The organism is Bradyrhizobium sp. sBnM-33, from assembly GCF_032917945.1.
Classification (GTDB): domain Bacteria; phylum Pseudomonadota; class Alphaproteobacteria; order Rhizobiales; family Xanthobacteraceae; genus Bradyrhizobium.
The window spans coordinates 4,732,839-4,746,888 of the sequence record NZ_CP136624.1; the positions used below are offsets into that span (position 1 = coordinate 4,732,839).

The 14,050-nt window shown below is 63.3% G+C and carries 15 protein-coding genes, 1 tRNA gene and 1 pseudogene; 12 read left to right on the forward strand and 5 right to left on the reverse strand.

All coding sequences use genetic code 11. The annotated features are described in order from the left end of the window. Positions 1 to 266 precede the first annotated feature (266 nt). The 3 genes from RX328_RS21945 to RX328_RS21955 are packed head-to-tail and all read left to right on the forward strand — an operon-like array spanning position 267 to position 2,949. Positions 267 to 824, forward strand: coding sequence for a GbsR/MarR family transcriptional regulator (locus RX328_RS21945; RefSeq protein WP_213253973.1), 558 nt, complete (start codon positions 267 to 269; stop codon positions 822 to 824). Between the two features lie 26 nt (positions 825 to 850). Further along, on the forward strand, positions 851 to 1,516 hold the full coding sequence (locus tag RX328_RS21950; RefSeq protein ID WP_213253974.1) for a DUF4166 domain-containing protein: 666 nt from the start codon (positions 851 to 853) through the stop codon (positions 1,514 to 1,516). Next, the gene (locus RX328_RS21955) at positions 1,513 to 2,949 is read left to right on the forward strand and encodes a TIGR01777 family oxidoreductase (RefSeq protein ID WP_213253975.1); all 1,437 of its coding nucleotides are present in this window, start codon (positions 1,513 to 1,515) and stop codon (positions 2,947 to 2,949) included. Before RX328_RS21950 ends, RX328_RS21955 begins: the two co-directional genes overlap by 4 nt. A gap of 28 nt (positions 2,950 to 2,977) precedes the next feature. Here the strand turns inward: RX328_RS21955 and RX328_RS21960 are convergent, their stop codons facing one another. Further along, entirely contained in the window at positions 2,978 to 4,495 is a 1,518-nt protein-coding gene (locus RX328_RS21960) for a PAS domain-containing sensor histidine kinase (RefSeq protein WP_213253976.1), read from the reverse strand. A gap of 83 nt (positions 4,496 to 4,578) precedes the next feature. Continuing rightward, the gene (locus RX328_RS21965) at positions 4,579 to 5,433 is read right to left on the reverse strand and encodes a LysR family transcriptional regulator (protein WP_213253977.1); all 855 of its coding nucleotides are present in this window, start codon (positions 5,431 to 5,433) and stop codon (positions 4,579 to 4,581) included. Positions 5,434 to 5,547: 114 nt separating this feature from the next. Between RX328_RS21965 and RX328_RS21970 the strand changes: the two genes are divergently transcribed. Continuing rightward, positions 5,548 to 5,973, forward strand: a complete 426-nt coding sequence (locus tag RX328_RS21970) for a tautomerase family protein (RefSeq protein ID WP_213253978.1) — start codon at positions 5,548 to 5,550, stop codon at positions 5,971 to 5,973. A gap of 17 nt (positions 5,974 to 5,990) precedes the next feature. Here RX328_RS21970 and RX328_RS21975 read toward each other — a convergent pair whose 3' ends face one another. Together RX328_RS21975 and lipB are read right to left on the reverse strand one after the other, a co-directional pair. Continuing rightward, positions 5,991 to 6,290 (reverse strand): hypothetical protein, encoded by a 300-nt coding sequence (locus RX328_RS21975; RefSeq protein WP_213253979.1) that lies wholly within the window; start codon positions 6,288 to 6,290, stop codon positions 5,991 to 5,993. A gap of 105 nt (positions 6,291 to 6,395) precedes the next feature. Next, the gene (gene lipB, locus RX328_RS21980) at positions 6,396 to 7,124 is read right to left on the reverse strand and encodes a lipoyl(octanoyl) transferase LipB (RefSeq protein ID WP_213253980.1); all 729 of its coding nucleotides are present in this window, start codon (positions 7,122 to 7,124) and stop codon (positions 6,396 to 6,398) included. A 64-nt stretch (positions 7,125 to 7,188) separates the two neighbouring features. Here lipB and RX328_RS21985 point away from each other — a divergent pair, with 64 nt between their 5' ends. Then, positions 7,189 to 7,431, forward strand: a complete 243-nt coding sequence (locus tag RX328_RS21985) for a FliM/FliN family flagellar motor switch protein (protein WP_027583831.1) — start codon at positions 7,189 to 7,191, stop codon at positions 7,429 to 7,431. Between the two features lie 97 nt (positions 7,432 to 7,528). Beyond that, positions 7,529 to 7,613, forward strand: a tRNA-Leu gene (locus tag RX328_RS21990). A 22-nt stretch (positions 7,614 to 7,635) separates the two neighbouring features. Here RX328_RS21990 and RX328_RS21995 read toward each other — a convergent pair. Then, on the reverse strand, positions 7,636 to 8,472 hold the full coding sequence (locus tag RX328_RS21995; RefSeq protein ID WP_213253981.1) for a hypothetical protein: 837 nt from the start codon (positions 8,470 to 8,472) through the stop codon (positions 7,636 to 7,638). A 252-nt stretch (positions 8,473 to 8,724) separates the two neighbouring features. On the opposite strand from RX328_RS21995, the pseudogene RX328_RS22000 reads away from it, so the two are divergent. From RX328_RS22000 to RX328_RS22025, 6 genes and pseudogenes are all read left to right on the forward strand, one after another. Further along, a pseudogene (locus RX328_RS22000) lies at positions 8,725 to 9,301 on the forward strand (LLM class flavin-dependent oxidoreductase); the annotation flags it as partial. Then, a complete protein-coding gene (locus RX328_RS22005) occupies positions 9,298 to 10,101 on the forward strand; it encodes an ABC transporter permease subunit (protein WP_213253982.1) in 804 nt (267 codons plus the stop codon). The pseudogene RX328_RS22000 and the gene RX328_RS22005, both read left to right, overlap by 4 nt. 36 nt (positions 10,102 to 10,137) lie before the next feature. Beyond that, on the forward strand, positions 10,138 to 10,983 hold the full coding sequence (locus RX328_RS22010; protein WP_213253983.1) for an ATP-binding cassette domain-containing protein: 846 nt from the start codon (positions 10,138 to 10,140) through the stop codon (positions 10,981 to 10,983). A gap of 7 nt (positions 10,984 to 10,990) precedes the next feature. Further along, positions 10,991 to 11,575: a flavin reductase family protein gene (locus RX328_RS22015; RefSeq protein ID WP_213253984.1), complete on the forward strand. Its 585-nt coding sequence runs from the start codon at positions 10,991 to 10,993 to the stop codon at positions 11,573 to 11,575. Positions 11,576 to 12,256: 681 nt separating this feature from the next. After that, positions 12,257 to 13,387, forward strand: a complete 1,131-nt coding sequence (locus RX328_RS22020) for a transporter substrate-binding domain-containing protein (RefSeq protein WP_410734067.1) — start codon at positions 12,257 to 12,259, stop codon at positions 13,385 to 13,387. Next, positions 13,384 to 14,049: an ANTAR domain-containing response regulator gene (locus RX328_RS22025; RefSeq protein ID WP_213253986.1), complete on the forward strand. Its 666-nt coding sequence runs from the start codon at positions 13,384 to 13,386 to the stop codon at positions 14,047 to 14,049. The genes RX328_RS22020 and RX328_RS22025 overlap by 4 nt, the downstream gene beginning before the upstream one ends. Position 14,050: the final 1 nt, after the last annotated feature.

Consider the following 14,050-nt stretch of genomic DNA (forward strand, 5'->3'; position numbering starts at 1 on the left):
GGTCTGGAGGATTTCGATGGGGCATTCCGTGCCTTGATGACCGCGCAGATTGCCAGTGGCGCGCGAGCGAATCTAAGCCGCGACCGGTACTGAGGGGTTAACAGATCGATCGGGAAACAACGGAACCCAGGTGCGAGAACGGTTCCATTGCGGGAACCACGGGACGGCGCCACGTCGGGAGGATGACTGCAGCGGGCGCAGCGGCGAAATGCAATGGCCGCCTTGCGGCGGTTGACATCCACTCAGTTTCGTCAGATATTTCTGTCATGACAGAAATACCCGACAAAAAGAAACTCCCTGCCGTCGTCGAGCGGTTCATCCTGCACTGGGGCGACATGGGGGACGAGTGGGGCGTCAACCGCTCGGTCAGCCAGATCCATGGCCTGCTGTATCTCGCCGAGGCGCCGATGACCGCCGAGGACATCGCCGAGACGCTCGGCATGGCGCGATCAAATGTCTCGAACTCCATCAAGGAATTGCTGGCCTGGAATTTGATCCGGCGGGTGCCAATCCTCGGTGACCGGCGCGATCATTTCGAGGCGGAGACCGACATCTGGGAAGTGGCGGCGCGGATCGCCGCCCGCCGCAAGGAGCGCGAGATCGATCCGGCCATCGATGCGCTGCGCGCCTGCGTTTCCGACGCGGCTGACGATCCAACCATCAGCCCGGTCGCCGCCAAACGGCTGAAGGAAATGCTGGCTTTCACCGAACTGGTCGACCGTTGGTACACGCAGATGCTCAACGTGCCGCGGCCGAGGTTGGTCGCGCTGATCAAGCTTGGCGAGAAGATCGTCAGCTTCCTGCCGGCGGGCAAGTCCAAATAGGGCAGAGGGCAGGGCAGGAGCGTGTGATGGCATCCACAAGAGTACAAAGGTCTTCCGCAACGCCTGCCTCGAACGCCATCCTGCTCGACGACCACCGCTTCCACGATCTGTTGCCCGACGAGGAGTGGGGCCGTCTGCCGCTGGCGATCTGGCGGCGTTTTTCCAAGCGTTTTGCCGATGGCGAGACGGTCGTCTATGTCGGCACGGTGGAGGAGGCGAGTTTTAGCCGCGCCGGCTGGTGGCTGGCGCAGCTCGCGCGCGTGATCGGCGGGCCGTTTCCGCTGTGCTCTGAGACTGGCGTCGCGATGGCCGTAATGGTGACCGAAGATGCAGCGAGCGGCGGCCAGATCTGGACCCGCATCTGCACGCGCAGCAACGGCTTTCCGCAGGTCATCCATTCCGCGAAACGGTTCGCCGGGCCGACCGGGCTCGAAGAATATGTCGGCTACGGCGTCAGCATGGCGCTGCGCATTTCCGTTGAGCACGAAGCGCTGGTGTTTCGCAGCGTCGGCTATTCCGTGCAGATCGGGCCGTTGCGGTTGCCGCTGCCGCCCTGGCTCACGCCCGGCGATCTCACCGTGACCCATTCCGACCTCGGCGGCGGCACGTTCCGCTTCACGCTCGAGGTCGTTCACCCCCGCCTTGGCAGGCTCATTCGTCAGTCCGCCGTGTTCATGGAGGCCGCATCGTGACGTCGCTGCTTTGGATCCTGATCGCCATTCAGGTAGTGATGGGCGTGTTCGACACGTTCTACCACCATGAGCTGACGGAGCGGCTCGCATGGCGACCATCGCAGCGCTATGAGCTGCAGCTTCATGCGTTGCGCAACATGCTCTACGCGCTCTTGTTCCTGGTGCTGGGCTGGCTGGAAGTGCAAGGCGTCTTCGCCATGCTCATCATCGTGGTGCTGGTTGCGGAAATCGTCATCACGCTGATGGATTTCGTCGAGGAGGACATGAGCCGGAAATTGCCGGCCAGCGAACGCATCAATCATACGCTGCTCGCGATCAATTACGGCGCCATTCTGGTGCTGCTGCTGCCGGTCCTGGTCGGCTGGGCGGGGCAGCCGACCGGCGTCAAATTGGCTTACACAGGATGGCTCAGCTTGATCGCGGCGGCTGCGGCCGTCGGCGCTGCCCTGTGCGGGCTGCGCGATTTCACGGCGTCAAAGCGTCTTTCGCGAATGACGAGTGCGCCGGCGGCAAGCCTGGTCGAGAAACTGCCCGACCGGCAGACGGTGCTGGTCACCGGCGCTACCGGCTTCATCGGCAGCCGCCTGGTGGCAGGCCTGAGCGGCGCGGGGCATCAGGTGATTGCGCTGGTGCGCAATCCTGCGAAAGCCGACAGGCTGCCGCCGCCGATCACGCTGATCACGAGCCTCGATCAGCTTCCGGCCGATACCCGTATCGATGCGATTGTTAATCTCGCGGGCGAGCCGATCGGCAACGGGCTGTGGACCGAAGCCAAACGTCGCAAAATCCTGGATTCCCGTATCAACATGACCGGCGACGTCGTCCGCCTGATCGCGCGGCTTGAGCGCAAGCCGGCGGTGCTGGTCTCGGGCTCCGCGATCGGCTGGTACGGGCTCTGGCAGGACCAGGTGCTGACGGAATCAGCCAAATCGCATGCCTGCTTCAGCCATGAACTCTGCGACGCCTGGGAGAAGGCAGCGCGTCCGGCGGAAGAGCACGGCGTGCGGGTGGTCCACTTGCGGATCGGCCTCGTGATCGGCACCGACGGCGGCTTCATCACGCGGATGCTGACGCCGTTCGAGTTCGGCCTCGGCGGGCCGCTGGGCTCGGGCCGGCAGTGGATGTCGTGGATCGAGCGCGACGACCTGGTCCGCCTGATCGCCCATGTCATCGCGCGTCCGGAAATCTCAGGACCGGTCAATGCGACGGCCCCGATCCCGGTCACCAATTTGAAATTTACCGAAGAGCTTGGCCGCCGCCTGCGCCGGCCTGCGGTGTTCCGCATCCCCGGCGGGCTGTTGCGCTGTGTCGGCGGCGATTTCGCCAATGAATTGCTGCTGGGCGGCCAGCGCGTCTTGCCGAACAAGGCGCTCAGCAACGGTTTTGTGTTCCGGCACGAAACGCTGCGCAGCGCCTTCGAGGCGATTTTGTGAGGAGGGTGAGTGCCCCGCTAGCTCGCGGTCACCGCGGCAATTTCGCGATCGCTCGGCTGAGTTCGTGGATTTCGTAGGGCTTGCGCAGAATCGGAAAGTCGCCGCGCACGTTCCGCGCGGAATCGCTGTAGCCGCTGGTCAGGAGGATCGGCAGTCCGGGTCTGACGGCCTTCAAATGGCGCGCCAGACCGAGGCCGTCCATTTTGCCGGGCATCACGATGTCGGAGAAGACAAGATCTATTCCGTCGAGCTCGATTTCGCGCAACGCGGCTTCAGCGCTCGCTACCCTGCGCACGGTGTAGCCGAGTTGTTCGAGCAGGCCGGTGCTGACGGCTGCGACATCAGGATTGTCCTCCACCAGCAGCACGGTGCCGCTTCCGCCGGTTTCGCCCGCGTCGACGTCCTCGGCCGCGTCGGCAGCCTCCTTTCGAGGCAGCAGGATCGTGATCTTCGTGCCTTTGCCGAGCTCGCTCGCCACCTTGACTGTTCCGCCGGCCTGATGGGCGAAGCCGTGAACCTGCGATAGTCCGAGACCCGTGCCCTTGCCGATCGGCTTGGTGGTGAAGAAGGGATCGAAGATCTTGCCGAGCACATCGGGCGCGATGCCGGTGCCGTTATCTTCCACTGAGATCGCGACATATCCGATATCCGCCTCGCCGGACGCATCGTTGTGCGCCGATATCGTGATGATGCCGCCGCCGGTCATGGCGTCGCGCGCGTTGATGACGAGGTTGACCAGCGCCGTCTCGAACTCGGTGACGTCGACCATCACCGGCCAGACGCCCGGGTCGACCTCGAACTGCAAGGTCACCGCGCTGCCGACGCCGCTATCGAGCACCTCGCGCATCGCATCGATCCGCTCGGCGACATTGATCGCTCGCGGATTGACGCTCTGCCGCCGCGCGAACGTCAGCAACTGGCTGGTGAGGGAAGCGCCGCGTTTGGTCGCCCCTTCGATCGCCGATAGCGCCCGCAGGCACTTGGGATCATTGCCCACCGCTTTCTTCAATGTGTGAAGACTGCCGCTGACGATCATGAGGAGATTGTTGAAGTCATGAGCTACGCCGCCGGTCAGTTGGCCGAGCGCATCGAACTTTTGCGATTCCGCGAGTTGCTGGTGCATCTGTTCGAGCTTGAGCTGGGCTTCGCGGCGCTCGGTAATGTCGCGGGTGATCTTGGCGAAGCCGACGAGCTTGCCGTCCTCGTAAATCGGGTCGATGACGACGCTGGCCCAGAAGAACGTGCCGTCCTTGCGAACGCGCCAGCCTTCTTCCTCGTAGCGGCCGTGTTCCCGGGCAATGCGCAAGGCGCGCAACGGCTTGCCGTTCGCACGATCAACGGCGGTGTAAAACCGGGAGAAATGCTGTCCGATGATTTCGGCGGGCGCGTAACCCTTGATCCGCTGGCCGCCGATGTTCCAACTCGTAATGATTCCAGCTGGATCCAGCATGTAAAGCGCGTAGTCGGAAACGCCTTCAACCAGGAGCCGGAAATTGCGTTCGCTTTCGGATAGATCCCTTTGCTGCTGCTGATCTTTTTTCGACATCCGACCTGCCCATTTAACTGGCGCAAACGCTTGCCTTGCCGATTGGTTCCAGGGCCGTCCGGCTTTTTCAACGAAATGGTGGGTTACCGCACTGCGGCCACGCTTCTGAACGTCGCCGCCAATGTCCGTAGCGCCGCGAGCTTGGTTGGATCGCTGACCTTCGAGTGCAGCATCACCTTCGAGGAAGCGAGCCGCGGCAGCCCTTTGGCCGGCCCGATATCGACCAGACCGGCCGGCGCAATCCGCCGGGCCAGTGGCGCTACCGCGACGCCGGCTAATGCCGCGGCGGCCACGGCGGTGACACCGCCGCCGACAAAGCTCTCGCTCCATGCGATGCCGGCCTTGTCGAGGGCACGGACCGCGAGCGCGCGTACGCCGCAGGGCGGCGCCAGCATCGCCAGCGGCAGCGTCTCGCCGCGCCGCCAGGCCAGGCCTTTGGCGGCGAACCAGCCAAAACCGTCTTCAGTCAGCTTCTCGCCGCCGCGGCGGCTGCCTTCCTGACGGACCACCACGGCATCGAATTCGCCGGCATCGTAGGCGTCGAGCATCTGGCGCGAAAAGCCGATGGTTACGGAAAGCGCCAGTTGCGATGACACGGCATGCAGCCGTTCGAGCAGCGGCACCAGTTCGGGCCCTGCGGCGTGATCGGAGATCCCGAGCGACAGTTGCGGACGCGCGGGCTTGTCGCCCGACAGCGCACGGTCATGCGCCTCGATCAACGCGCGGGCGTAGGGCAGGAATGCCGCGCCCTCGGCGGTCAGCGCGACTGCCCGGGGCGAGCGCTCGACCAGCCGCCGGCCCACCACGCTCTCCAGCCGCTGCAGCTTCATGCTGACGGCGGCCTGCGTCGTGCCAAGCGCTTCGGCGGCGCGGGTAAAACCTTGCAGTTCGGCGACCAGCAGGAACGCCTGCACCGTATCGATATCCAGCGTGCTCATGGCGCCATCAGAAACCATTATCATTGTTATGAAGAACGATAAGATAGCAAAATGACGACAGCGGGTCTAGATGAAGGGAGCGCAATGCCAGCGCGCCCATCAAGGAGAACGACCATGCCGCTCATCACCGTCACCTATTCCAGCGTCCGCACGGCGCCGTCGCTGAACGCCGAGATTGCGTCCGCCGTCAGCGATCTCACCGCGCGAATCCTGCGCAAGGATCCGAAGGTCACCGCTGTCATCGTGAAGTCGGTCGATGCCGCCGACTGGTTCGCCGGCGGCCAATCGCTCGCCGAGCAGGGCCTCGCCAGCTTCTGGCTCGACGTTCACGTCAGCGAGGGCACCAACACCAAGGACGAAAGGGCGGCCTATCTCGCCGCGCTATTCCAGCGCATGGGCGAACTGCTCGGGCCGCTGCACGAGGAGAGCTACGCCCATGTTGACGAAGTGAAGAGCGATGCCTACGGCTTCGGCGGCCTCACCCAGGAGCGTCGCTACATCGCAGGAAAGCTCGAGGTCGCGCCGCGGAAGGCGGCGTGAACTTCAGGGTGCATGTATCACGCCCTCAGGGCGCCCAGCACCGCAGCAGTGGCCGCGATCAGCGTGAGAGCAATCACGGAAGCGCGCCAAACAAGTTGTTGGCGCGCCGCGCGCCGATCGTGGAAGGCAAGCCAATCCCCGACAAATCCAGCCGGGATATCGAATATGACGGTACGCCGGCCGGCGTGATGAGCTTCGTGATCTGCGAACATGGCGCGCACGTTCGCCACGCCCAGACGGTCAAGTACGCAATTCCATTCCCAAGCCTGCGTTCTGTTGGTCCATCGGTTCTCGAAGGGAAGCCTGTGCGACATCATCGCGACCTCCGCTGTTCACCGCCTGCCTCTGATATGTGGCCTCACTTGCCGTGACAGAAGACCTTAAGCGAGAGCGGCGATCGCCGCAGGCATCCGATCGACAGTTTAGGCCGTTGTCGCAGGTAAGGCTGCCATCGTCGTTCCGAACACTTCCTGGAACGCCCGCCGGAGCACGACATCGACGTCCTCCATCGTCACGGGCAGGCCGAGATCTACCAACGAGGTGACGCCGTAACGCGGATCGGCGACGCCGCAGGGAATGATCGCCGAAAAATGCGAAAGCTCCGGCTCGACATTGAGGGCGATGCCGTGGAACGACACCCAGCGCCGCAATCGCACGCCGATCGCGGCGATCTTGTCTTCGTGGCCGACACCCTTGTCGGGCCGCCTGACCCAGACGCCGACACGATCCTCGCGGCGCTCGCCGCGGACGTTGAAGGCGTCTAACGTGCGGATGATCCATTCTTCAAGGCCCGCCACATAGGCGCGCACGTCCGGCCGCCGCCGCTTGAGGTCGAGCATCACATAGGCCACCCGCTGGCCGGGACCGTGATAGGTGAGCTGTCCGCCGCGGCCGGTGGTGAACAGCGGAAAGCGCGGCTCGAGCAGGTCGTCCTGCCGGCCGCTGGTGCCGGAAGTGTAGAGCGGGGGGTGCTCCAGGAGCCAGACCAGTTCGGTCGCCTTCCGCTCGGCGATCTCGGCCGCGCGGGCCTCCATTGCCGCCACGGCCTCTGGATAGGGTACCGGTTCCGCCGAAATCCGCCATTCGGCCCCTCCGCCGCCTTGGGCTTGCGCGAAGGTCGTCAAATCAAGGCTTTGGCGGTCATTAACCATTGGCTAACCATAACGTGGTCAGGTGGGAACCACACCCATTTAGTCCCCGTTTGGCGGTTCAGAAGTGGCCACCCTCGATAAAGTCAGCGTCGACCTCATGGTGGTGCTCGGCACCACCACCATGCCCATCCACCAGGTGATGCGGCTTTCCCGCGGCGCCATTATCGAACTGGACGCCACCGAGGCGGACGAGGTCAAGATCCTCGCCAATAACTTGCCCATTGCTTCCGGCGTGGTGCTGGTCGATCGCAACCGCATCGCGGTCGAAGTCAAGCAAATGCTGCCGAAATCCCCTGATGTCAGGTAGTGATCGGAGCGCAAAACTGCCTTGTCCCTGCATCCCTGATTTGTTACATCGCAGCCGTTGATCCGGCGGGCTGCAATCCTTCCAGCCGGTATCCCAAGCGCTCGTGGCGGAATTGGTAGACGCGCTGCCTTGAGGTGGCAGTGAGTAACATCGTGGGGGTTCGAGTCCCTCCGAGCGCACCACCCCACACTTGGCGTTGAAATCTCAGGGTTTTTTTCGCCGGTTACTCTCAAAAGTTACTATTCTGTTCTGGTTGGTCGGCATCGCCAGATCGGCGATGTTCTCCATTTGATCATAGGCCTCGATCTTCTCCATCCCGCTGATCGCAAGCTTGTCCCGGTTCGCTTTGGCGATGTAGAGCGCCGGCATTTTGTGATCGCGCCAGCCGAACATCGCCATCATCTGCGCTTCCGTGCACTCCGAGTAGGCCGCGACTTCGGCGCGCGCCTTGCGCACGCCATGGCAATTCTTTTTGGGCTCGTTGACGCAGGCCAGCCGAGCAAACTTCTTGAACTTTGCCGCCCACGCCTTCTTGTTCATCGGCATGATCTCGCCCTTCACCAGTTTGCCGGTGAAGACCTCGCCGGTTCCCAAGATGCCGGCATTGCGCGCCGCCGCCAGGGAGACCGCGAAGTCGCGATGCACGGGCACCGTCGCCGTGGTGTGGCCCTTGCTCTTCTCGGTCGCGACCTTGACCATCATTGTCTCCAACGTCCGCTGCAGGTGGGCGGATCCAAAGCGAGAGGCATCGCCGAGCCGCAGGTGAGTGTAGTGGAGGATGTCGAACATCAACCGCGCCTCGGTGCCGAGCGGCCAGCGCGCCCGATACTTCGCCATATCCTCTTCTGTCCACGGCGCCCAGCCACCGCTCTCGCGCGAGGCTTTTGCCTTGCCACTCTTCAGTCCGATGGTCGGGTCGTCATCCGGCTCGATGTGCTCCTCGTCGATCATCCAGCCGATCATGTGGCGCAGCGCCGACAATAGATTGCCGGCCTGAACCGGCGTGCGCGCCTTCAGTTCCTCCCGCAATACCCTGCGCATGAGTGCAGCAAACGGTCGCTCGCCGTTGTCATGGAGCAGTGGCTCAATCAGCCCGGTCCGCGCGTCTCGCGTGCTTTCGGCCAGCCCTTCCTCGCCAATCGCCGGATTGCCAAGCCAGCGGTCACTCTGCCTGTAGAGAGTCCAGTACCAACGCAGGCTGCCCGGAACCGGCGGCGTGGTCGGCAGTGGCTCGCGCTTTTCGCGCCTTTGCTTTTCGGCGTGGACCCAGTCGGTGGCGTCGCCGAACTTGCCGATCTGACCTGGGGCGAGCCGCCGGCGCAGGTGGCCGAGAAGATCAACCGGGTGAAAGCGGTTGCCGAAGCGCGCGGGCGAAAACTCTCGTTCGGCATCCGCCTGCATGTGATCGTGCGCGAGACCAATGCTGAAGCCTGGAAGGCGGCGGATGAGCTGATCCAGCACGTCACCGACGAGACCGTCGCCTCGGCGCAGAAGATATTTTCCCGGATGGATTCGGTCGGCCAGCAGCGCATGGCGCAGCTGCATGGCGGACGTCGCGACAAAGCTTGAAATCAGCCCCAATCTCTGGGCCGGCGTTGGGCTGGTGCGCGGCGGGGCAGGGACGGCGCTGGTCGGCGATCCCGCCACGGTGGCGGCGCGGATCCGTGAATATCAGGACGTCGGCATCGATACCTTCATCATGTCGGGTTATCCGCATCTGGAGGAGGCCTATCGCTTCGCCGAACTGGTGTTTCCGCTGTTGTCGCTGCAGCAGCCGAACAATGTGACGCCGATCCGCGTCAACACCGGCCCGTTCGGCGAGACCATCGCCAATGCACATCGTCCCCTCGTCAAGGCGTCGCAATCATGAGCCTGATCGAAAGCCTTCCGCGTGTCCGACGCCTGCGCCTGCCGCGCGCCGACGGTCTCATTCCATGGATCGTGCCGCTTGCGATCATCCTGATCTGGCAAGTTGCGTGCGTGACCGGCTTCGTCTCGGCGCGCGTGCTGCCGGCGCCGAGCGATGTGGCGCTGGCGGGATGGAAGCTGTTGCTGTCAGGGGAACTGGCACGCAACATCTGGGTCAGTTTCTGGCGGGCCAGCGTCGGCTTCCTGATCGGCGGCAGCATCGGCTTTGCCTTCGGCCTCGCCAACGGCCTGTCGCAACTCTCCAGCAAGTTGACTGACACGACCTTGCAGATGGTGCGCAACATTCCGCATCTGGCGCTGATCCCGCTGGTGATTCTGTGGTTCGGCATCGATGAGTCCGCAAAACTGTTCCTGGTCGCACTCGGGGTGTTCTTTCCGATCTACCTCAACACGCTGCACGGCATCCGCACCGTCGATCCGCAGCTGATCGAGATGGGACGCATCTACGGCATGACCGACGGCGAATTGTTCCGCCGGGTGATCTTTCCGGGGGCATTGCCGTCGATCTTCGTCGGCCTGCGCTTTGCGCTCGGCATCATGTGGCTGACCCTGATCGTGGCGGAAACCATCGCAGCGTCGTCCGGCCTCGGCTACATGGCGATGCAGGCGCGCGAATTCATGCTGATCGATGTCGTGGTGCTCTCCATCCTGATCTACGCGCTGCTTGGAAAGCTGGCCGACAGCGTACGCGGGCTGGAACGGCTGACGCTGTCCTGGCACCCGGCCTTCCAGAAACATTGATGCAGAAACCTCGAGGCAGAAACATTGAGGATTGAAATGCAGGAAGCTCTTCGTTTTCGCCCCGTCGATGCCGAAGCCTTGAAGCGCTCCGGCTTTGTCAGGCCGGCGCGGCTGTTGCGGCGTGATGCGGACGCCCTGTTGCGCGGGCTATCGCTGACGATCCGCGGTTTGCGCAAATCGTTCGGTGATAATGAGGTGCTGCGCGGCATCGACCTGCACATACCGGCGGGCCAGTTCGTCGCCATCGTCGGCCGCAGCGGTTGCGGCAAGAGCACGCTGCTGCGGCTGATCGCGGGCCTCGAAACCGTCACGGCGGGCACCATTGACTTCGGCGAGGAAACGCGCGCGGAAGACGTCCGCGTGATGTTTCAGGAGCCGCGGTTGCTGCCCTGGGCCCGGGTGCTGTCGAATGTCGAGGTCGGTCTCGGCCGCGAGCGAACCTCACCGGACGCGCAGGCCCGCGCCGAGAGCGCGCTGGTGCAGGTCGGCCTTACCGAAAAACGGGAGCAATGGCCGGCGGTTCTCTCCGGCGGACAAAAACAGCGCGCGGCGCTGGCGCGGGCCTTGGTCAGCCGTCCGCGCGTGCTGGCCTTTGACGAGCCGCTCGGCGCGCTGGATGCCCTGACGCGCATCTCGATGCAGCGGCTGCTGGAGCAGGTCTGGCACGATCAGGCCTTCACGGCGATCCTGGTGACGCATGACGTCGCCGAGGCCGTCGCACTGGCCGACCGCGTTCTGGTGATCGAGGACGGCCGCATCGCCCACGATATCGATGTCGATATCCCGCGTCCGAGGCGCCGGGGTTCTGCGGAACTTGCTGCGCTGGAAGGCTCGATCCTGAAGAACCTGCTGCAAGGCGCCGAGGACAGTTCCGACCTGTGAGGCCATCATGAACTCCGTTGTCCGCCATATCGCGATCGATCGCCGGGTTTCCGAACACGATTTTCGCGGCGCCATGCGCCAGTTGACGGGCGGCGTGAGCGTCATCACGGCCGGGCGCGGCAAGGACATTTCGGGGATGACGGTGACCTCGGTGTCGTCGCTGTCGGTCGATCCGCCGGCGCTGATCGTCAGCGTCAACCGGCAGGCGTCCTCTTGGCCGCTGCTGCAGCGGTACGGTTTCTTCGGCGTCAATATCCTGACGTCAGATCAGATCGACGTCGCCGAGCGGTTTGCCGGCAAGGACGGACTCAAGGGCTTGGAGCGGTTTACTGGCGCCGAGTGGACGACGCGCGCTTCGGGCGTGCCGTTGCTGGCTGGCGCACTGGCCGCGATCGATTGTGAGGTGGAGGAAATCATCGAGCGGCATTCCCATGCCATTCTGATTGGGCGGGTGCTGGATCTGCAACTCTCGACCCGCTCTGCGGCGCTGGCTTATTGGCACGGGCAATATGTCGCGATCGACCGGGACGAGGACGCGGTTAAACTGGCCGAGGTCAGCGTTCCGTTTTCGCGTCGTCCACGAACGCAATAAGAAATCACTGAGAATCAGGGCTCAATGATTCCGATTGACCACTTCTGGCCGCGAAGCGGACACTGGCAACTGTCGCTAATTCGCCGAATGAGCGCCCGATCGGCATGTGCGTAGCTGTGAGCGCGTTTCACGCGTCATGGCATCGCCGCGCTGAGCGGCTAGGTTGATCGCACCCAAATGAAACCGCACAGAAACGGCGGAAATGAATGACGGGCTCCCAGTCGAGGTTATTCGACGTCGGTGCCCGCGTGTACAGGCGTCACGACAAGAATGACCTGGGCACCGTGACAGAAAAGGACTGGGCCGGAGTCACCGTCAAACGGGACAACCGGCCCCAGCGCTACAACGCGGTCCTTATACAGATGTTGGACAAATAGAACACTTGCGCGAACGGTTGCGGCGGCTCGCCGCGCTTGCATAGTTTTTCTGCAGCAAGTCATGAATTGATGCAATCGCAGCCACAACATCATGCTTGACAGCATGGTCGTTCTAAGGGAGCCTAACGTACAAGCGTTGGGCAAAGCTGCCCTTTAACGCGATAAGTTCAAACCATTTCCAACACCGCGCTTCAGGTTCGAGCGTGTCCAGTTGGTGGCGAGGGCGCCCTCGGCTTCACAGCCGGCGGGCGCTTTTTGTTTTTTGATCGGGTGATTGGTGCGGAAGCAGTATCGTATCGGCGTGATGTTTTCGACGACGGGGCCTTACAGCGTCGTCGCGCGCTCGATGCTGAACGGCGCGATGCTGGCGTTCCGTGAAAATGCCGAGGCCGCCGGCCCGGTTGTTCTGGAGCCGGTCGTGGTCAACCCGTCGGGCGATCTCGCGCGTTACCGTGCGCTCAGCCTCGAACTGCTCGGCGCAGGCATCCGGCAGGTGGTCGGCTGCTATACCTCCTCGAGCCGCAAGGAGGTCATTCCGTGCTTCGAGAAGTTCGATGGGCTATTGTGGTATCCGTCGCACTACGAGGGCTTCGAAAGCTCCGACAATGTGATCTATACCGGCGCGTCGCCCAATCAGCATGTTCTGCCACTGGTCGACTACCTCGCATCGAGGGTCGGCGACCGGGCCTTTTGCGTCGGCTCCAACTACATCTGGGCCTGGGAGAACAACCGCATCTTCCGCGAGGCACTGACCGCGCGCGGCGGCAGCGTGATCGCGGAGCGGTATCTGTCGGTGGGCGACACCGAGTTCGACCAGGTGATATCGGCGATCCTCGACCAGCGTCCCGATTTCGTCTTCAACAATCTGATCGGTACCAGCGCATACGCGTTCTTCCGTGCGTTCCGCGCTGCCTGCAAAGTGCGCGGCATCGATCAGGCCAATGATATTCCGGTGGCGAGCTGCACGCTGTCGGAACCGGAACTGGCCGAAATCGGCGGCGGGGCCATCGATGGGCATCTCAGTTCCAGCGTCTATTTCTCGTCCCTGAATTCGCCGCCGAATGCGGCCTTTATCGAAACCTACACCAAGGCGTTTCCTGACGGGCCGGTATCGTCCGCCGATGCGGAAGCTTCCTACATCGCGGTCAAGCTGCTGGCCGCGTCGCTGGAACAGGCCGGCACCGACGACGCCCGCCCCGTGCGCGCTGCGGTCGCGAACCAGCGGCTACTGGCGCCGCAGGGTGAGGTGCGTATTGATCCACAGACCCATCACGCCTGGCTGACGCCGCGCATCGGCCGCTCGGCCGCCAACGGGCAATTCGAAGTGCTGCTGGAAGCGCGCAGCCCCGTCGCTCCCGATCCCTATCTCGTCCAGTCGTCACCGCGTTTCGCGGTCACAATGCGCTCCCCCGTGCTCAGAGTGGTGCAATCATGACATCCCGACTGCTCCAGAATTTCAAAGATGGCCGCGCTTTGGTGATTACGGCGCGCGGCGGAAGGGAGACCACGCTCGAAACGACGCTCGCTAAGCTCGGCGTCTCCTGCGAATACCCGGAAATTGTCGGCGGCCGCGCCCAGATCGATATCGGCAGTCTTCAGGCCGAACGTGACATCCTGTTCGTCGACGGCGACCTCGAAGGCGCGGTTGCGATCGACGTCAATCCGGTCTCGCGCCTGCCGCCAGTGCCGGTGATCGGTTTGGTCGGCGTTGAGGCGCCGAGCCGGCTCAAGGCACTGGTCAACTTTGGCGCCACCTCCTTCCTGCGCAAGCCGGTGCATGGCGGCGCCGTTTACACCTCGCTTTTCATGGGCATCAATCAGTTCCTGCTGCGTAACAACATGTATGCCCGTCTTCAGGATCTCGAAGGTCGCCGCCGTGGCCGCCGTGCCGTGATCCGCGCGGTGATCTTCTTGATGAAGCAGGACGGTCTCGATGAAGAGGGCGCCTATTCCCAGCTTCGCCGCGAGAGCATGCGCGCGCGGCAGAATCTGGAACTTTACTGCGAGGGGTTTCTAAGCAGACGGGTCGATTCGCCCGACATTCCCGGCCGCGCGAACAGCATCACGCTGAGAGGCGGAACCAAGCAAGCGATGTAGG